This window comes from Ruegeria sp. N10 (assembly GCF_056531545.1).
Map to the genome: position 1 here is coordinate 1 of NZ_JBQFLY010000024.1, position 19,117 is coordinate 19,117.

The following is a 19,117-nucleotide window of genomic DNA, read 5'->3' on the forward strand; positions in this document are numbered from 1 at the left end:
CTTTTTCGATTTAAGCGATGAGCAAAAAGAGACCGACTTGACAGTAGTCAACGTGACTGCTGATGGAGGTGGGTTAGGCATTGATCTCGGCCCTATAAAGATAGGAAAATCAAGCGGTTCTACTACCACCACAGCGGAAGAGCAAAAATTTCGCGTAGTTTCTCGTGATTGGGTATCGGATCGCGCGCAAAGAGTAGTGAAGACTCTTAATGTGGAAGAGGTATGCCAGGAAGACGTCGGTTGTGCTGACGGCCCACTTATCGATGAGATTGTTGCCTTTGTTTTGAGTGATGCAAAACGCGTCACTGCGAGAATGGAAAAAGTGGCAGAGGACACTTACAATCTGACTGTTGGTACTACAGATGTTGGTCCCGCGATATTGAATGTGGATGAAACAACTAAGGGTGCCCTGAAGGGAGTGTACGATGCATCCACTGAAACGGAAGCTGAAGTCTCGTATCAGGACTTCAAGGCCAAAGCCAAGAAGGACTCCGCCAACAAACTGGAATTAGACGGCTCGACAGAGTTTACGAAGACTGGCGAGGATTGGGTTCCGACGTCCATGGAATTGTATTTGGTCGACTATTCCGGAATTGAAAGTCAGACAAATGCCTCCTACACGAAAACGGTCCTAAAAGAGCTGGAAAAGGCTTCATTTGGCGCGCCACAAGCGGTTCTTCAAGGTGCTAATGCGGGCTTCATCGAACGCAACTTCCTGGATGAATATCTCGGGCTCCAAGTCAATTTGGAATCGACGCAAAGAGACAGGCGAGCTTGGATAAAAAAGTACCGTTCCGCGAAACCTACAGGTCATTATTTAGTGCAGGGTCAGGGCCGTCCGCAGGATGCCAAGCACTATTATCATGTGAAGTGCCCACAAAATGGTGGGCCTACAGGTGACAAAAAGTTAGCTCAGTGGGCGGACGCCAATATCTGCAAACAAAACAAGCGACTGACATCTTTCAAGAGGCTGAGCACTCGAGGCGGTGGGACGTGTGGCTACAAGTACGTTTCCTTCGCCTGCATGCCCAAATGAGAACAACTCTGTTAGAGGTCCAATTATGAGACGGAACACGAGCGTAAATCCCATCATTCTGGCTGTGGCTGCTTGTGCGTGCATGTCGATAGTTTCGAAATCAGATGCTCAAGACAACAAACAAGTAGTACCGTTCATAGACGGGATGACCATCACTACAGAGGATGCAGTCGCCACTATCGAAGTTCGAGCCCAGTCGGTCGGGCCCGGCTTTTGTGGGACAAGATTTATGACAAATGGCGATTCCTTAGAGATTTTAGCGCCACCGTTGAGTTGGAGCGACTGGCAAGAGTTGACTTCGCACTTTGGGTCGATTTCGTTCAAAATTACGAACACAGTGGTATGCTCAACCGGGGTTGTCGCGGAAGTGCGCTATTATCCGTCGCAGAACTGACGAATACCGAGTTTACTTAGAAGGCCAAATATAAAGAACTGTGTAATAGTCGCAGGAACAATTTCTTTAATGGCGACGCCAATGAAATCACCTAAGAAAGAAGGCTAACCCTCTGCTCTGGGCTCAAACCGGCCATTTGACGGCGTTGGTTGGGCTAAACAGCTCCATTGACGGATATGCGGAAAAGCGGACCTCCGTGCCTTTTACCGCAAAATCTGCTTTCGTCTCGATCCATTATGGCAACCGTAGCGAAATTCCGCACGCATCGAAGTCAAAGGTTCTCACACTATTGTATGTTTGGAACGGATAGGACTCTGAATCTGTTTTTCCGATGACGCGGTAAGTTGTCTCAACTCGAACTGAACCGTAATAACTTAACTCGTGGCAGTTCCAACTGGCGCCCTTGGATATCACCCCAAACCGCCGAGAAACGAGACGAAAGGTCGTAGACGACAAGTCATAAAATCGACGCACAGTCTGACGCTACTCTAACTACAAAGTACTTTGTACAACCAATCACTTAGGGAAGAAAGGCTTTAGTCAATGTTGCCACTGCCGGAAATTTCTAGGCTAGCGTCTCCAAGCAAGCTAGTTGGCGAAGAGTCCTGTTCGACTTCGGTGCTAAACACTAGATTAGGATCATTGTCGTCGTACTGGAGGTACATTTCGTAGTTAGGAAATTCGGCAATGAGAGCATCATACTCAAACTCCCGCTTCAATAAATCCATCCTTAAATTAACTTCCACATCGATTGCCCCGAAGTACTCGGCAAAAATATTGCACGGATTGCTGGCTGCGAGATCAAATTCAAGACTAATAATTTCGCCATTGCGACTGAAAGCAATTTCGTCCTCGTCAAATGATCCAGTAGCCTGACAAGTTACTTCATCGTTCGAACACCCATACTCGATGGTTTCACTGATACTCATTGTCCGGACCCTTTCTTCAACCCACGGGTCTTCGGGAAGAAGCTCAAGATCGATAGACGCATGCACGCGACTGGATGCCGATGGATCTTTAGATGGTCCTCGTCCGTCCGTGGTGTAACAAGCAATGCCAAGTGGGTCTCTTACGGTTGTCCCGCCATAGGGGTGGTCAACTATGTATTCATTCGATGTATCATCCGGTATATACACATTAATCCACACAGATATTTGGTCTGGTATTAGACCTTGCGCGTCCGCTGAACATGGCAGAACTCCAGCCAACCCGAGCGCAACCGTGCAGTAAAAAGCCTTGGCAACGCTCATTATTTTACCCTCACTATCCAACGGCATGGCAAATTCTTAGGCAGGTTGACTGGCTTGGAATGATCGATGCTTAGAGAGGGAATATTTATTTTAAACGAAATGTCGCCCACGGTTTGGTGGGTAATCGCACTCGACAATCCTTGAACATTTGTAAGGACCGTACCCACGGCAGAAGTTATTTCTGTTCCGACTTTTGGCAAGCGAAAAAGACCAAACGAGAATTGGCCTTCACTTGGTCCTTTGCCTGACTCGCGCCAAGCAACGCCTGAAGGAGCGGCAAACACCAGGGTATCCGGAGGCACTGGTCCTGCAACAAGCTGATTAGGATTTCGCTTTTTCGACATTATTTTTGATGTGTCGGTGTCGGCGGATGCGACTGTGCTCCTATCAGTAATAGTCAGAAGCCCATGGTCTGATTTTGTAGTACTGATTTCCAATGAAGTACTATTTGTTGCCGGAGCACCCCCACTGACAATTCCCACTGACTCCAGGTTTTCTGTAAACGCTGGAAAGATTCCTGACATTTTCGGAATTTCCTTCCCAGCAAGAGATCCAAAAATAGTTTCGTCATCGGGCCAAGTAGTGCCTTCCTTTATCCAAACAAAACCTTCAGGGGGGTCTAGGGTAGCTGCAAACGTACAAAGCGCAGCTCCGATGGGTACATTGGTTCCCAGAGAGTAGACCGAAGTCCCTATAAAATCGGACGAAACAACCATCGAACCTGGTATCGTTACGGGCTCATCATATCCGCGTACGCTCGGATCAGCCAAGCTGATTGAAACCATACTGTCGTTTGCGATACTTGCATAGTTTTCGCTTACGAACGAGACCGTTAGCGCGTGCGGCTCTAGGATCTTATCCTTGTTTATTTCCTCAAACGAAACGCCATATTTCCTCTCGATCCTATTCTTATCTTGTTCTGTAATTTTTCCGGTAGCGCCTTTGTTTTTGTTTCCAAGACTTATTTCAACAGTTCTATTGTTTTCGTCTATTTCCTTTTTTTCATCATACTCTTTGCTAATTTCTTTCACTTCATCGTAGATAGGTTGAAGAAAGCCCTCTACTGCATCGGCTGATCTGTTCTTAGTGAACTCTTCAATAGACATCGGGTCCGGAGCTTTTTCAAACATTTGCTCAGTTAAAGAAATCAGCTCTTTATCAAGTATTTTGTCAATTAAGTCCGCGTCATTCGCCTGGATATTAACACTCGCAATAGCTGAAATTCTTTGTGAAAGACTGTCTTTCTCTTTCTGTGATATAGGGTCTCCAACAGATAGCTGTTTGCTGTCTAGGAGCTCATCAATCTGTTGTGTTATCTCGACGACATTTATCGACCGAAGGGACGCACTGCTTGCAGCCTTCGAACCAAGGTAGCTGAACTGAACTTGGAACTCCACGTCGCCTGAATTAAGAACCCTTTTAAGCAGTTCGCTTTTCTCTTGTGTGATAGGGACGAATAAATCCACATAATCTACATCGGCAACGTTCGTAGTCTTTTCAACTTCTGCGAGGGTAATTCCATCCGGGAGCCCCACAATTTTGAAAATGATTCGAGTTGCTTTAAATGGTAAAACGTCCACATCACTTAATGTGAAGCCTTTTTGTTTCGTTACGTAATTTTGTTCGCTTTTCGTATTTCTGACAACGTCCTCAGCCTTTTCTTGAATGTCAGTGTTGGAAATCAAGAGTCTGAAAGTCGCGAATTTTTTCGTCTCATCTTCTAAGCCCGACTTTATATCCCAAACGATTGTAGGCCAGCCATTGTTTTTGGCAGCTTCAGTTTGGCGCTCGCCAGCCGCCACTGGAAGAAAAGCGGGTTTGTGGGCGTACTCGTATGCTGCGGACAAGCCTCCAGGATTGATCCTATGAATATCAATGGGACGCAATCGCCCTTCCGGGCATTGGTTTTCCAACAAGGCGTCCAAGCACAAGTTTAGGTAAGCAGCTCTGGCGATATATGGAGTTCCTGGCACTTCTCCTCCCCCATTGGGAACCTGAATATCACCGTCTGCGGACGCAATTGTAGCTAGGCCATAGAACAAAACACATGATGAAACTGACGGAAAGCGCAGCATTTTGACACCCCAATTTCTTAAGATAAATCTGCAAACATAGTCGCGCCGAATCAAAATTCTGTAAACGAAAATATTCTTTTACTGTGTTTTCAGTACATGGACAGTTCGGATTTAGGGTCATAATTCAAAATCAATGGATGACGGTTTCTGCTTGGTTTCGGTTGCATTGTTTTCGTAGCACGGCGTGATTCACAACTCAGGATGCGGAGCGGTGATATGAGCGACTTTTACTAGCTGACCGACAAGCTGATGGCCAAGCGCTCGCCTCGTTCCCGAAATCGCTCGGCAACCCACGGGTTGATGACAAACGAGTGTCAATTGGGATTATCTTCATCAATCGCAATTGATTGCGTTGGCGCGATGCTCCCAAGAAATTCGGGCCACACAAAAACGCTTTCTAGCCGGTGGAAGCGTTCGAGCGAGAAAGGCATATTCGCGCCGTCTTGGATATCTTGGCAACGTAAGTCCGCCTGACTTCTAAGATTTGTCAGCCGGATCCTTTCAAACCGTCCACTGAAACGGGTCATTACCAATTCTTGACGCATTGCGTTAGCATTTTCAATCGGCTTGCGAAGGTCCGGAAAGGGCTCGGCTGACCATATTCACTCAAGACGTGAAGGCCTGCTTTCAGGAATCGGCTCTGAGTTTGCAAAGTCCGGAACCTGCGCATCGCTGACCTTAGAGCGCTGAGAAACTCTTAGACCATTGGGCTCACGGTTGGTGCTCACGGCATATTCTCGATTGACCGTTATTCGGGTGCAGCGGGTGGTTGGCGGACTAACGTGCAAACGCTCCGTACGCAACTTCTGTTAAATCTAGAATAGTCTTTGGATCGAGGGCAAAATCCGCAATTCTTATACCTGAGATTAAGTTCGACCCGCGATGGTTGCCCGGTATTCTACATGAGGATTTGACATGAAAAAACTAGCGACCATCGACCTGCCCAGAGCAAACGCCAATGCCTTCGAAGTGCTGGCACGCTGTCAGAACGCAGCCGAAAAAGCCGGAGCCGAGCAAGCCAGAATTCAAACTTTTCTAGAGGACGCTGTAAAGGGTGACTTTGAGCACTTGTTGCGTGTGGTGAACACCCACTTTGAGGTCTCTAGCGCAGGGTCTTGATTAGAGGACCTGAACTTTCCAGCCCGTTAGCTTTGCGACATAATTTGCAGTGCAGTCCAACGAGGGGGTCAGGCTGGAAAAACAGAAAGAGAAATCAGAATGCAGCTCTCGCTGTGGGAATTGAAGCCTTTCAGATTGAAAGATTCAGGGCTTTCAGAATGAAAGAATTGGCTGTGGATTCTCGATTCACTTAAACGAAGTAATGGGTAGACGACTCAAAAAGTCTTTTTTGACAGCCCATTGCACAAAAAGTTCCGCATTCTAAACTATCTCACCCCTGCTCGCTTTCGGAAAAATCTACCCAACAGGGACCTTCAAACAGTGTAAAACTGAAACCATTCCAACGGAAAAATCTCCTGCATTCGAAAAGGAAAGCGGCAAATGGTAGACATCATGGATGGTGATCAGCAATACGAAACCGGTCACCACCCATTCCACCTCGTCAAACCCCTTCCGACTGAGGGCGGGCCCAAACGCCACATTGCGCTGAATGCCCCACCTGCGAGAACCGCACCATCCAGACGCTCGTCAAGTTCACCGTCCCGGCCGACGAGTCCGCCTCAGACATCCTGCGGGCCGCCGCCGATGCCCTCGATCAGCAAGCCGCCCAATGTTGACACTTTTAGGAGCCCCAAAGCGCACGACGCATCGAAGCCGCGCGGACCTTTGCATCGGCAACCGAATTGAATGGAATAACTTCCTTCCGGACTTGCAGTGCCGCCAGGTTGGCATCGTAGAAAATTTCTAAGCGTCCATTCAACTTGCCGCGAACTTTGTCGTGATCATGGGGATCTCGCTTCAAGCTGTATTCCTGAATTTTCATTGCCTCCCATTCATCTGGTTTCTGTACTTCTGGAAGTTCGATTTCTTCTTTCTCCGTTTTTGGTGTCGGCGCGGCGCTGCGCATGTCATCGTCAACTACCGGGCATACATCATCGTCGAAATCGGCCGTATTGCCGTTGATTTCAGCCCACCATTTCCCGACCTTGTGACCCAGCCTAATCTCCTCAAAGGGGTCGAACTGTCCGGTCGACACAAGCTGGCTGTGATAGTCATGGTAGAGATCAACGACACTCTCGCTTTTCTCAACCCGGCCCCGATTGCGCCACAGGAATATTTTCCAGTCATTGTGGATGACAGGCGCCAGAGTGGGATCTGATCCATTAAATCCGGCGATGGCCAATGTGTTCCGGAACTCCAGGGCACCAACATAGAGGTCAGTCGATGTTTCCAGGCTGAAGGCGTCCCTGATCTGTTTCGGATTCAGAGCGTACTGCGCCGGACGCCAGGGTGGCCGGATGGAGAGCTTCATCTCCCCTGTTTCAGTTGTCAGGTTCTTACGCTGCTTGACGGTTTCGACCCCATATTCAGGATCTATGCTGACCTGAGGCCCAATGAAGTCGTCCCAAAAGGTCGCCTGGATCTTCTCCGCGGCATCAATCACCCGCTTCTGGATACGCTTCCGCTGTCTGTGGTCTTCACCGTCGCGCAACCCAATCAGATCAGCTAAATGATGGAGCTTGATCGCGAATGAACCGGATGTCCAATTCGGTACGTGCTCATACTGCACTCCATCATAACCGTCCTTCATGGACTGGATCTTCTTTTCGCTATTGCGGGCTTTGACCTTGCGAAGGCGGCTGATGTGGTTCCGGAATGAGTGACCGTCATGTCCCATCAGGGTTGAAAACAGCAGAAGCGAGTGTAGAGACCCAAACTTCTGGATGGTGTTTAGACCCATCGGCACAAACAGCTTTGGGCGCTCGAACTCCTGCCTGACTGGGGCGGCTAGAATGAACGACACGCTGTTACCTTCATCCTTGATCTTATCGAAGACACGCTCGATATGCAGCTCGCGTATCTTGATGTTTAGAAGACGGCGTATCCCGATTGTGACGGACAGTTCTTCCAATCTTCCCAAGGACTCTTTCACCAACGATGTGCACAATGAATTCTTAGATTTTGCGAGGTAGGAACCAAGAGCCCTTTTGCTGATGGTGACGGGCCCGTTTTTGTGGGTGTAGGTCGCGAATACCAGGTGAAGTATTTTGAGCGACCCAAGTGTGAGGTTCTGAGACCACTTGGCATCTAGGAACCGTATTGGCAGCGAATATTCCGGGAATAGTCGGACACCTATCATTGCCTCTTCGGCGTGGAGATCAATTTTTGAAAGATGATTTTCGTTGTCTGACCGCTTTTTCGGGTCGAGGACCTCTGTGATCCATTGTTCAGGGGACTCCTTGACGATCTTCTTTTTGTCAACTCGCACGATGCGCGCATTATAGCGATCCGCTACAATAGGTGCCTTGCGCTTCTGACCATCACCTTCATACGTGGCCATCGTGTTTCTGGCCATATTTGCGGTAGATTTTTCCGTCTTGGAAACGGATCGAGCCGCATAGGAGGGTCTATTTATTTGGGATTTGCCTGATGCCACAACCTGAGTGTTCTTCGTTTGCTTTGACACCTTATATTTGCAGACTTAAAAAAAAGACAAGCCTATCCTTGTGAATGGTTAGAAATCCGGTTTCAAACCAAGAACAAGCAAACTCTTCCAAGGACAGTTCGAAGGACCTATCTCGGTAGATTTTTCCGTTTTCTGCGGTATATTTTTCCGTTCGAAGTCATAGCTGAGTGGGCTATGTCTTATTTCCAGAATAATCTTAATAGTAGACGGTCGCGCAGGACGATCCGAAACATAGATTCTACCCTTCTAGTAATCATGGTTTCTGATCGGGCTGAAGCCCCTAAGTATTAGGGTTCCAGAAGACCTAAAGAAAGGTAGACACCCCCTACCCTTCGGTTTCTACTTTGCATCGATCTGCTCATATACCGGCTTACCACTAGCGAACGAGACTTTGGTTTTGCCGGACTTTGGGATTTTGTACCAAAATTATGATTATGATGGGGTTAAATCTAATAACTATTTCTCCGGATTCCTGAATATTGATGGAGAGAGGTTGATGGTCACACTGGGGTATCCGAAAGACAAAACCATGCTGATCCTCCGGCATGACAGTCTTTGGTCTGACTATTTCCGGACATTGAACATGGATCCTGTTGCAATCCTAAATTTTCATGGACAGGACTATCGCTTGAGCATTGCCCGAACGGAGACTGAGTACCAGGAAACCTGTGCGATTCTCAGGGCCAAACCGATTAAAACTAGCCGAAGAAATTGTGGATAAGTACTTGATTTGTGCAGACTTATGGTAAATTTCTTTATTTAGTTTTGGAGAGCACACCATGCCATCGAATAAAGATATTCATGAGTTAAAGCAGAACCTGGCCAAGGTAATTGACGAGCGTATCGGTGAATTCGCACTTAGCCAGACCGATATTGCAAAATCATCCATCTTTCAGATCAGCCGGTCAGGACTGAATGATATTCTTAACGGAAAGGTGGAAGGTCATTCTTTACATAAGATCATGAGCCTGGCTCACAATCTGGGTCTTCGGTGTGAGATAAGCGTGTCTGATGTGAGAACCGGTCAGCGCCTTCAATAAAAGGAGCTTAAAATTATTTTTTTATACCAATGTTAAAATTACACAATACTAGTAAATTTTAGGGGTTGTTTGCCTTTGGATTTCCCTCAGTACCAACCAGCCATAAACACTTTTTCCATTCCAAGCTTTTGATTATCTAAGTTTTGTCGATGAGGGGTTCCCGCAACCAATTGATAGACCAAGAAATCTCTATCCACGGCTTAAGAACGTGAAAGCCGGTCCAACATGCGATCAATTAGACTCTTTGCTGCTATCTGGTTTGCAGAGCAATCATAAATTAGATCAAAGACCTCTTTGTAGGTTGCTCGCTTGCTATCTGTTAAGCTCTCTAAGATATCTCCGTCAGTTTTTGTCGTGAGGGCGTTCGCAGTCTTCTCAATAGATTCAAGTTGGCTTCGTAGTGCTCTTTTGTCCTCTTCTTCGAAGAGTTCAAAATTAATGGCTCTACGCATTTCTGCGATCAACGTCCCGACTTCTACACGAAGCGACTTGGCATATGCTTCTGACACGGCGCCTTGTTTTAGAACATCAAGCTTCTCGTATACCTTGTCAGCCGCGAGCTCAAAAGTTTTGAGCCTATTTCGTTTTTGCGAGGACAAGCGGCATTCACGGCCGACTTCTGCGCCAATGGGACGCAAATGAGCAATGATGTTGTCTAAATGAGCGTTACTCTCAAACTCGTCGCGGCGGCCATTCGGCACAACACGACCGTCAAGGATGTGAACCTCCCCAATCGTCCAAGAGCAGAAGCGATCTTCAGGGAAAATTTCAAGAAACACACGATCATGACCGACCTGTATATTCCCAACTCGGGCGCGTAGACCCCGCACACCTTGAGCAGACGGGATCGCCCCTTGGTAATCATGGTGGATCAACCACCCAACCGCCGCCATTTTTCCATCAATGCTCTCGATTTCGAAAGTCTTTAAGCGATGAAGCGCTGCCTTTTTCGAGTCCGAGTATTCAACGTGATCGCGGTATGGTCGGTAAACTGGTTCTTCCGCACCATTGATATGAATACGGTAGGACTTCCCGGCACGCCCATGTGTGGCAAGTGCATTTGTGATCTCTTCGCCAAAAGAAAATGTTGGCGCGAATGGGCAGGGGCAAACTTGGCTGACAAAAGCCTCTATCTCCACCTCATTTAGCAGCCGGTCGTTGGCGATCCGCCGCGGCTTGACCAGTTCAACTTCAAAAAAGTGAGTGGGATAGTCGTCGGGTTCCAGCTCGTTTATCGTAACCGCCTGGCGTACAATAGTTCTTAGGTCTGCATCGCTGTCATTCGAAGCGATGACCTGTTTGACAATCCGGCCATCCCATGTTGCTTCAATAACCTTGGCGTCGCCTTGAGCACGTGAACGAAATACGAGTTGCTGTACGTAACCTAAGCTAGAAAGGCGACCAACGCCACGAAAGCCTCGCGCATCAGTTCCACGCTTTTCGCTTGCTCCGAATGATAACATGCGGGTGGCAAAGTCCTTGTTAGGCACCCCCTTGCCATTGTCTCTGATCACAACGCGTCGGTCGATATGATCAAGATTGATTTCGACAAGACCCTGATCAATGGATGGCAATAGCCCCAATGCTACCGCGTCATCGATGGCATCTGTGGCGTTCTGAACGTACTCTCGAAAGATTGAAAGCGGGTTCACATACATGGAGCTACTTAGGAGCTCCAGGACATCCTTACCGATAAAGATTTCCGATCCATTGATCCAGCTTTCATCTTTCAACGCACTGTCAGCCATACCTCAACACCTTTTTGATTTATCACGCATAAACTTGCGTGATGTTTTTGATTGTAGATTTTACCTTCGCTTCCAAAGGTGCATCGTCGTCATTCAGACCAGCATCTTCAACTCGCTCATCATCAGGCACCAAATAGACATTGATGTCTTCAACGCGCCGACGCTTTTGCGCCTTCCAGATCTTCTCTTCGTCTGACTTCGACATGGGTACGAAGAAATTGGCAGCATCGCGCAATCTGCCAATTGCCAGCTCATTCAGGTCTCGTAGGTAATCGTTCTTATCTCTGCTGCATAGATATGCGAGTAGCTCTGTTCGCTCATCAGCCGTCAGCTTAGCCATAACAGATTCAAATGCTTCGAATTCAGGCCGCCCACCATATTGCTCATACCAAAAGCGATTGAAGATGAAATGGTGCGGGCGTAGCAAGATACCTTCGAAGTCTGCATATGTATCACCGAATGCCTTGCGAAAATAATCTGGCGCCCCGCTAACAATGCCATGAGTAGCTTGTAAGATAACTTGCATGGATCGCAAATAATACGCATTCCAATTCTTGCCGACGTGGCCACGATCAGGTCGTGTCACTGGTTGATAGCGCATTGGGAAAGAAAAAATTCGAATTCCCAACTCTTCGTTTAACGACACATTGAGACGCATCCGCTCGAATAAGTCAGCAGGTGTATCATGAAAATTGTAGAGCATGTAGTTGGACAGATCAGTCAACCCTGCGTCTGCCGAATAGCGGATAGCTTGGGCGTAAGGTTTCTTCACACCTAAATGATCAAAAGCTATTCGGAGAGGCTTCAGAGCTATTCGCGACAGTTGCTGTAAGTACATTGGGTCCTTACAAAGGATGCGTGCATCAACCCCCTGATTGAAATCCACTCGCCTCTGTAGTTCATAGCGACCACGCTTCAATTTTGCGCCTCGCTCAAACCCTAGGTCAATGATTTCGGCAATAATATCTTTGAAATTTGCCGACGCCACGACGTTATTGTCCATAAGTGTCAGATCGCGTTTTTCGCCGTACAACTTACTGACACCCTCGACAACCTCGGTTAATGAGTTCGTATCGCGCTGCGCACCTTCAAGTTTCGGCACACCGCAGAAGGCGCATTTGCGTACGCAGCCGCGTGACGCATAGGTAAAGTATGCATCGTTCACCGGATATTCATATTCGATGTGATCAAGAATGCTGTAGTCAGGAATTAGATCCTCAATGGGTGTGCTATTCACATCATCTGCATAGAGCTCTTCATCAAATGGATCCAAACCCAGCGATATAGCCGGAGCTTCTCCAAGTAGACCCTTGATGAAACGAACTCCCCGCCACCGTGGCTCTTCAATGAATCTTTCGTGCATTAGCGATGCAGCGATGCCGCCAACAAATACGCGATGTGCCTGCCCGCCCACCAAATCGAGTGCATAGTCGATGCTTCGCGCTGTGCGATCCCACTCAAACGAGAATAGCGACGTGATGTATATGCGATCCCAAGCCGTTTCGTAAGCTGAAGGATCCTCTCCCTTCACAAAGCGAACGTTGTCCCTCTTGCCGTTAGGCCCATGATACTGGGCAATCTTCATCAAGCCGAGTGGTGGGTATTTGTTCCGGTAACCCGGCTCGACGAGAAGGATATTCTTGTTGGCCATGTTGCGCCTCGAATCTTGTTAATTGCCACCCTACCTATATGAGGTGGGTTTGTCGATCCAGACGTGGTTAGAATTCTTCAATGGCCTTTAGCAGCTCCTGAAACCTCGCCTGAGTATTCGAATCTCAATCATAGCAACACTATATAGAGCATAGCAACAGAAGGCAGGCACTAAATACAGATTCCATCTGGCAGCCCGATCCGCTCACAGTACTTTTGCGCCATGGAACGACAGGATCATTATTTGCAAATAACTAGCGACGCTGTTCTGCTTGATGAAGTTTGTATCTCACGAGCTCTATTCTAGCTTACTGGATATCGAGCGTGACAGAGCCGCAAGACGCTTGACTTCATATCGAGCCCTGTCGCCAGCCTGGCCTTCGAGTTCTAGCATCTCCGCTTGAACTTCTTTTCGGCTCAGCCACTTCCTGAACTGGGACAGTTTTCGCAGGCTAGCATTGTCTCCACCTGCATCAACAGCACGTTCATATGCCTCTTCGAAATCAACTTCACCCTTTGCGAATTTCTTCAGCACTTTTTCCGAGGCCGTCGACACAATAGGAAGCTTGTCTCTAATGTCAGTAGCTTTTGCAATCTCACCCGAATTGACCTTGTTTACGATCAATTCGTCAAAGTCTTCATGAGCCTCTCTAGCTTTCTTGATTTTATTTGATTTCAGGTACTCGTAGAAGTAAGACCAACGGCTGAGTTCGGTCTGATTGTGATCTACCATGAACTGATAAGTATCGACCAACTGACGAACCGCTCCGCGCCCTATTCCAATCTCTTTGGCTAGGACGGAGATTTCGACGCCTTGATTTTTATGTCGACGATAGAGAAAACCAGCTTGCTCGAAGGGCGCCCAGTCCTTCTTACCTTTGACATGGTATTGTCCGAGGAGCGCGAATACTGAATCCTCGCTCAAATCGTGAGGAAGCAACACACACTTGATGTAGCCCCATTTAATGGGATCATTCTTCGAAAGAGCCCTATAGGCTGCGAGCCGGCTGTTGCCCTCAAGGACCTCTAAAGACCCGTCTTTGACAATGACAGGGTCCATGAGCCCATCATTTCGCTTTATGTCCTGAACAAGATCTTTGACATGCTCCATCCCCAGAAGGCGTTCCTCGATATCTTCTTGGGAGGGCAGCTTCTCACCAGCTCCAACAATCGAAAAAATTCGAGGGTTTTCAGGATAGAATTGCAACCGCTTGTGTTCGAGGTGGCAGATTTTGACCGGAATCCGCTTTCCTCGAATTACCAGTTCATCCGCAACGGCAGTAGTAACTTTACTCAATGCTACTGGTGGCTTGGGCTGATGTGACGTCAAGCTTCTACTCCAAGAATCTTTTCAATAAGTTCGCCGAACGCATAGGTCGCCGCCTCTTGGTACGTTTCGGCGCTAATATCTCCCTGAGCCAAGCTGGCTGAGAGTTGCTTCGCAAGTAATAGTTCACCCACCCACTCGTCGACGGATTCACTTGCGACTAGATTGTAGACAAAACACTCATCCTTTTGAGATATACGGTGAATTCTGTCTTGAGCTTGAAGGTAGTCATCCAAACTGAATGATCGATCAAAAAACACTGCACAATTGGCAACTGTTAATGTGAGACCTTCCTTCGCCGAAGCTGGTGTCGCTATTAACACTCCACAGCTTGGGTCTTCTTTGAACTTACGTACAGCGCGCGCGCGCTCCTCGATAGACATTCGCCCCGAAATCGTCGCCGGGTCAAATGTACTCAACTGATTTCGGAGCCAAGAAACATTTTCTACGAAGTTTGTCCAAACGATGACTTTTTTTCCAGCTGGAACGAACTCCAAGAGTATTTCACGGAGAACCGCAAGCTTTCCCGGTTCCTCATTGTAAGTCTCATCGACGAGGCCTGGATTGGACGCAACTTGTACTAGCCTCAGTAGACGCTTTAGGACGTTTTCTACATCATCCAGTAACGGCTTTCCCTCTTTGACAACAATTGCACCAATTTCATCTCGATATGATTTATAGATTTCGCGTTGCCTAGGGGCCATGGCTGTTTTCTGAGATACGATTGTCTTGCCGGGCAGATTAATGCCGGAACTTGACTTTGTATCGCGAACCGAAAACTCGGATATCTTCTCGAAAATCCTCGAAATTGATTTTTCAAAATCCTTAGCTTTCTGAGGATCTTTGGCGAAGTCACTCTTAAGATCATTTTGACTTTTGAACGATGCAAAGTCGTCACCAAGCGAAGCGCCCCCATCTAGGAAGTAGATTTGCGCCCAAATATCGTATGGCCGGTTTGCTACAGGCGTACCAGTCATAATGATCTTTTTTTCAAACAGGTCGGATAAGGAAAAAAGAGCTTGCCCGATAGTGGATTCTGGATTCTTAAAATAATGAGACTCGTCTAGAACAATCCCAACTTTTCGTGTTTTTAGAAACAGGCGCATACGCTTTTGTTCTGAGCGCAGTACCTCATAGTGCGTCAAATATACTGTCGCGGGGCTATTGAAAGCAAAGAAGTTACTCTTCCGGTCCTGTGTTAGTAATCTGGGCGATGTGAAGGTATGGGATTCAAACTCTTCCTCCCAATTTTTTAGCAGTCCTCGCTTAGTCACGATGATTACAGAATCGCAGACCCCAACTCTGAGCCAGTGCAACGCGAGGTCGATACCGATTTTGGTTTTACCCAACCCTTGTTCGTGAAACACAGCACCATAGGGCAAGTCTTTCAATGAATTGACCGCTTGTAGCTGGTATTCATAACCTTCGTGGCGCGCTTGAAGATTGGCCGGTTTCTGTGTCAGAAGCATTGCAAAACCCTCATTTCAGTTACGATTGAGGCCTTTGCCGATTTGTTTGGGTCATTCAGCCTAAGACTGTTCAAAAAATTGAGGGTAAACGCTTCTTCAGTCCAAGGCACTCCAACAACCAGGTGACCATTCGGTGTGTGCCTAAGGTGCTCATAAAACGCAGTTAGTTGCCGCAGCGATCTGTGAGTTTGCAGATCACTGGAAGTTTTGGCTTCTCCGATAATTGTCATCGTTGTCGGGGTATCCGAACAAAAAACGTCTGGCACAAACCCCCCAAGTTTTGGAGGTCGGCCGGGCGAGGTATAGCCAGGTAGATCAGTAGATAGACTGAGCGTGCTGACCATCGCATACTCCGACTGAATGAACTCCACAACTCGCTCTACAGCGGCGATGTGCTCGTGGGACTCCGGCATTCACTCTTCTTCTAAGAACTTTATGAGACTTGCAATCTCATCTCTCGCCTCAAACAGTGCGAGTGCCGCATCATCAGTTTGGTTTTCTTTAAGACGCTTGGCTTCTGGGAACGGGAATGCCTGGAGTGTGTTTGTCAAGGCTTGGCACAACTGCTGTAGTGTCGCGTTTTCGAGCGCTTTGTGGCTGTCGGGCGTTTCGAGATGAGCTATAGCACGTTTAGCATCATGTCGTATGAATGCCTCTCTAGCCTGTTTATTCTTAAGTATACTCGGAAGCCGGCGAACTGTGTTCAGTGGGAAAAGCTTTCCCTGGTGTATCCACCTCGCAAAATCCGTGAGGTCGTAGTCGGCAGCCAAAATGGCTTCTTTGATGCCTGGCTTCTGCAACTCGACAAAACCACTGAAACGCGTCGTATCGAACTTCCCATCCTCTGGAACAACGTCTCTGTAGTAATTTTCCATATCAACATAAGCCGATATGCTTCTGTTGAGGTCGGTTTCATTCCCCCCACAGAAGTCTATTATCTCCGAGAAAGGCAAGTGTTCTCGATGCCGAAGGTGATGAAGGTATTTGGCTTTGGAATAAGGATCCCACGGCCTTGGACCCACCAGATGAACCTGAAGCCTAACGGCATCAGCGGATGCTTCATCTAAGTTGTCATGGACCAGCGCCGGTATGTGCGTCCAATTCCCCGGCATCCCTTCACTCAAGAATTCCTGGTACAAAGCAACTCGCGTGTTGCCTTCTATGCAAACTAGGCGGCCTTCAGACGAACGGTTGATCAAGACCGGTTGAATCACGCCACCGTTGGTCAGAATAGAGTTTCTTAGCTTTGAGAAAGTCGTCCCCCCACCCGCTCCTGTGTCATCGCCTCCTGCCCCAAGCGCTAGATGAATTTGCGCCGGCGTGACGTCATCACCGTACATTTCTAGAAATTTGCGAATCCGAGGATTCTCACGGTCAAGTTCGATTTCCGTGACGGGCACACTGGTAAGTTGGCCTGATGGAATCATAGTTCTGCTCAATATATAGTATTCCGATAGCTAAGGTTACCTAACCATGGTCCGGAGATTCAAGTCGGCAACGTGTGTTCTTGACTTGAATTTTCCGAGCTTGAGTGCCCTTGTCTTTGGCATAAATCAAAAACGAAAGATCGGAATTAGCTTTCCTTTGGTGGCCCCGACTTGGATCAATGAACAGGAAGGGAAAATAAGCGCTTACCATAACTAGAGACAAGGATTGTCGAAATTGGGCGGTTAGCGACCAAAGCAGCCAAACCTAGTTCTTCCCGATCACCTAATGAGGTGTTCTGACGAGCTCGCTCCGACCGGCATTGAGACCAAAAAGCAGTTCATATCATGGGAGAAAGAAATCAGGTCAGCCGGTCGAGAATGCCGGCTGAATCTGGAAGCTATTCAATCAATTTCCGGCAGCCAAAATCCACCACGTTCCCAACGGTAGACGCGGTCAACCAATTTCGACGGGCAACAGTTTGGATCACCGTCAGCGAAGTCTTTTCCGACGATGTGAATTCGGTTGGGCGCGAGCGCTTCTACTGATGTCAGTCCGCGCGCAGGCATACCTACAAAGTCAATTTCCGCCGTTGCCCACATGTCGACATGGGCTGCAAATGGCCGATATTCAGGAACACGCACAACGACCGGAGTGAAAGCGGCTGTTCCAGTTCCACCTGCACAACCGATGTCGACAATCGGGAATGCGATATATGTGGTAACACCAAGTTCGTCTGTCCCGAGTTCCGTGATCAAAGATTGTGCGGCTTCTGGGTCCACGCAGCCGACAGCGTTAACAAAACTGCCCACTTTCTCGTTTACAATAGCCTCTCTTTCAGCATCCATCGCCATCGCATTCGACACGACCAATGCCATCGCTCCAGTGGATGCGAGAAATTTCTTCATTTTGTGTCCTTCTTGGAATTTTTAACCACTCCGCTTTTAATAAAGGCGAGTGAAGGCGCTTCAACTCAAAAGTGATCCTTGACGCCGCCTTACTCTTGAAGAAATTTGCCTACATCAAGAGCTATACAGGCAAACTGAACACAATGAAGAAGTTAGTTTTAGCGTCGGTCATTGGGGCAATTGGGTCCACAAGCATGGCCGAGACAATTTTTCTTTACGAAGACACCGATGACCTCCCTCCACCCTACTCCCAAAGTTGGAGTGCGACACCCGCAGATAGCTCGTATCCTGACGAGAGAACCCGGGAGGTCTTCATCCGAGGAGAGGGAAAGCGCGGTGACTTCTTTGGGATTCTTGAAGTTAATTGCCCTGAGCCAGAGCGCTCTCACTGGATCGTAAGCGAGGGTTTTCTGGAACCTGAAGATGTACCATCGCAGGCAATTACCGTTCTCAGACTCAAGATTTGCCGGCACGGCGAAGGCGCATAGGTGCAAAAACAAGGATCACTCGTTTGTCGACCGAAAAACCTTATCCAGGAACACATGCTGACATATCGCAGATATTGGATTTGGCATTTTCCTACAGCGATGCTGCTGAAACGCTTTTTGACATTGCTAAGAAAGGGCAACCATTAAGCTACGCACCTGCAAGACTCTGTTCGATTCATGCAATTGAGCTTTTCTTAAATGCCTTCCTTAGACAAAGCGGAGCTGAGCCTTGTCAGATTCGCGGCCGACTGCACAATTTAGCCGACACCGCGTTTGTTACTACGCTCAAACTAAGGAAAAAGACAGCCAGCCACCTCGTTTCAATGACCGAAAAGAGGGAGTATCTAATCGCGCGATATGCACCGGAACTAACTGAACAGCATTCCGAGCTTAACCGATTGAGAGCGACACTGGCCGAAGTGAGAAAAAAGACTGCTGAACACTTACAAGCGGCAGCTGAGTGACCGGCAATTGCCCCGCTTGCGAAAAAGAGGGGATAGGGAGTTCCCGACCCTGCTTAGACGTCCTAATAGCAAGGCTCCAGGCTCCACATCGAAACGCCTAGTCGAAACGATACGTTTTTCTGCCCAGGCGCCCTGAATATGGGGGTTAAGTACCCTCTTATGACATGAAAATGTGTAGAACTGGGGTACTTAGCTGTAATGAACTGTATGTAGTAATGGCATTACAAATCTTACAAACCGCTTGAATTGGCCACTTA

General features: G+C 47.9%; 13 protein-coding genes and 1 pseudogene. 5 read left to right on the forward strand and 9 right to left on the reverse strand.

Translation table 11 applies throughout. The features are described 5' to 3' along the window. On the forward strand, window positions 1-1,036 hold a 1,036-nt coding region (locus tag ACR0JI_RS19895), incomplete at its 5' end, for a hypothetical protein (protein WP_480880304.1). Window positions 1,037-1,966: 930 nt separating this feature from the next. On the opposite strand, the gene ACR0JI_RS19900 is transcribed toward ACR0JI_RS19895, so the two are convergent. Both ACR0JI_RS19900 and ACR0JI_RS19905 read right to left on the reverse strand, forming a co-directional pair. Then, on the reverse strand, window positions 1,967-2,680 hold the full coding sequence (locus tag ACR0JI_RS19900; protein WP_480496250.1) for a hypothetical protein: 714 nt from the start codon (window positions 2,678-2,680) through the stop codon (window positions 1,967-1,969). Continuing rightward, window positions 2,680-4,755 carry a hypothetical protein gene (locus tag ACR0JI_RS19905; protein ID WP_480496252.1) on the reverse strand — a complete coding sequence of 692 codons (2,076 nt, stop codon included), beginning with the start codon at window positions 4,753-4,755 and terminating at the stop codon, window positions 2,680-2,682. Before ACR0JI_RS19905 ends, ACR0JI_RS19900 begins: the two co-directional genes overlap by 1 nt. 249 nt (window positions 4,756-5,004) lie before the next feature. Between ACR0JI_RS19905 and ACR0JI_RS19910 the strand changes: the two are divergent. Together ACR0JI_RS19910 and ACR0JI_RS19915 are read left to right on the forward strand one after the other, a co-directional pair. Then, window positions 5,005-5,193: pseudogene (locus ACR0JI_RS19910) on the forward strand (transposase); the annotation flags it as partial. 477 nt (window positions 5,194-5,670) lie between these two features. Next, window positions 5,671-5,874 (forward strand): hypothetical protein, encoded by a 204-nt coding sequence (locus tag ACR0JI_RS19915; RefSeq protein ID WP_480496254.1) that lies wholly within the window; start codon window positions 5,671-5,673, stop codon window positions 5,872-5,874. Window positions 5,875-6,496: 622 nt separating this feature from the next. Here ACR0JI_RS19915 and ACR0JI_RS19920 read toward each other — a convergent pair. Beyond that, complete coding sequence (locus tag ACR0JI_RS19920; RefSeq protein ID WP_480496256.1) at window positions 6,497-8,215, reverse strand: hypothetical protein; 1,719 nt, start codon at window positions 8,213-8,215, stop codon at window positions 6,497-6,499. A 905-nt stretch (window positions 8,216-9,120) separates the two neighbouring features. Here ACR0JI_RS19920 and ACR0JI_RS19925 point away from each other — a divergent pair. Further along, entirely contained in the window at window positions 9,121-9,381 is a 261-nt protein-coding gene (locus tag ACR0JI_RS19925) for an XRE family transcriptional regulator (protein ID WP_480496258.1), read from the forward strand. A 200-nt stretch (window positions 9,382-9,581) separates the two neighbouring features. On the opposite strand, the gene ACR0JI_RS19930 is transcribed toward ACR0JI_RS19925, so the two are convergent. The 6 genes from ACR0JI_RS19930 to ACR0JI_RS19955 form a co-directional block, all read right to left on the reverse strand. Continuing rightward, entirely contained in the window at window positions 9,582-11,129 is a 1,548-nt protein-coding gene (locus ACR0JI_RS19930) for an ATP-binding protein (RefSeq protein ID WP_480496260.1), read from the reverse strand. Between the two features lie 22 nt (window positions 11,130-11,151). After that, window positions 11,152-12,780, reverse strand: a complete 1,629-nt coding sequence (locus tag ACR0JI_RS19935; protein WP_480496262.1) for a radical SAM protein — start codon at window positions 12,778-12,780, stop codon at window positions 11,152-11,154. 297 nt (window positions 12,781-13,077) lie between these two features. Then, window positions 13,078-14,109 (reverse strand): ParB N-terminal domain-containing protein, encoded by a 1,032-nt coding sequence (locus ACR0JI_RS19940; protein WP_480496264.1) that lies wholly within the window; start codon window positions 14,107-14,109, stop codon window positions 13,078-13,080. Then, window positions 14,106-15,575 (reverse strand): DEAD/DEAH box helicase, encoded by a 1,470-nt coding sequence (locus tag ACR0JI_RS19945; RefSeq protein ID WP_480496266.1) that lies wholly within the window; start codon window positions 15,573-15,575, stop codon window positions 14,106-14,108. The genes ACR0JI_RS19940 and ACR0JI_RS19945 overlap by 4 nt, the downstream gene beginning before the upstream one ends. Window positions 15,576-15,988: 413 nt before the next feature. Continuing rightward, the gene (locus ACR0JI_RS19950; RefSeq protein WP_480496205.1) at window positions 15,989-17,002 is read right to left on the reverse strand and encodes a hypothetical protein; all 1,014 of its coding nucleotides are present in this window, start codon (window positions 17,000-17,002) and stop codon (window positions 15,989-15,991) included. 402 nt (window positions 17,003-17,404) lie between these two features. Then, the gene (locus ACR0JI_RS19955; RefSeq protein ID WP_480496207.1) at window positions 17,405-17,908 is read right to left on the reverse strand and encodes a hypothetical protein; all 504 of its coding nucleotides are present in this window, start codon (window positions 17,906-17,908) and stop codon (window positions 17,405-17,407) included. A 511-nt stretch (window positions 17,909-18,419) separates the two neighbouring features. Between ACR0JI_RS19955 and ACR0JI_RS19960 the strand changes: the two genes are divergently transcribed. After that, window positions 18,420-18,860, forward strand: a complete 441-nt coding sequence (locus ACR0JI_RS19960; protein WP_480496208.1) for a hypothetical protein — start codon at window positions 18,420-18,422, stop codon at window positions 18,858-18,860. The last annotated feature ends 257 nt before the right edge of the window (window positions 18,861-19,117 follow it).

Excerpts from the sequence above, each read along its gene's own strand:
- ACR0JI_RS19900 (WP_480496250.1), bottom strand. The coding sequence starts at position 2,680 with ATGAGCGTTGCCAAGGCTTTTTACTGCACGGTTGCGCTCGGGTTGGCT.
- ACR0JI_RS19905 (WP_480496252.1), bottom strand. The coding sequence starts at position 4,755 with ATGCTGCGCTTTCCGTCAGTTTCATCATGTGTTTTGTTCTATGGCCTA.
- ACR0JI_RS19915 (WP_480496254.1), top strand. The coding sequence starts at position 5,671 with ATGAAAAAACTAGCGACCATCGACCTGCCCAGAGCAAACGCCAATGCC.
- ACR0JI_RS19920 (WP_480496256.1), bottom strand. The coding sequence starts at position 8,215 with ATGGCCACGTATGAAGGTGATGGTCAGAAGCGCAAGGCACCTATTGTA.
- ACR0JI_RS19925 (WP_480496258.1), top strand. The coding sequence starts at position 9,121 with ATGCCATCGAATAAAGATATTCATGAGTTAAAGCAGAACCTGGCCAAG.
- ACR0JI_RS19930 (WP_480496260.1), bottom strand. The coding sequence starts at position 11,129 with ATGGCTGACAGTGCGTTGAAAGATGAAAGCTGGATCAATGGATCGGAA.
- ACR0JI_RS19935 (WP_480496262.1), bottom strand. The coding sequence starts at position 12,780 with ATGGCCAACAAGAATATCCTTCTCGTCGAGCCGGGTTACCGGAACAAA.
- ACR0JI_RS19945 (WP_480496266.1), bottom strand. The coding sequence starts at position 15,575 with ATGCTTCTGACACAGAAACCGGCCAATCTTCAAGCGCGCCACGAAGGT.
- ACR0JI_RS19950 (WP_480496205.1), bottom strand. The coding sequence starts at position 17,002 with ATGATTCCATCAGGCCAACTTACCAGTGTGCCCGTCACGGAAATCGAA.
- ACR0JI_RS19955 (WP_480496207.1), bottom strand. The coding sequence starts at position 17,908 with ATGAAGAAATTTCTCGCATCCACTGGAGCGATGGCATTGGTCGTGTCG.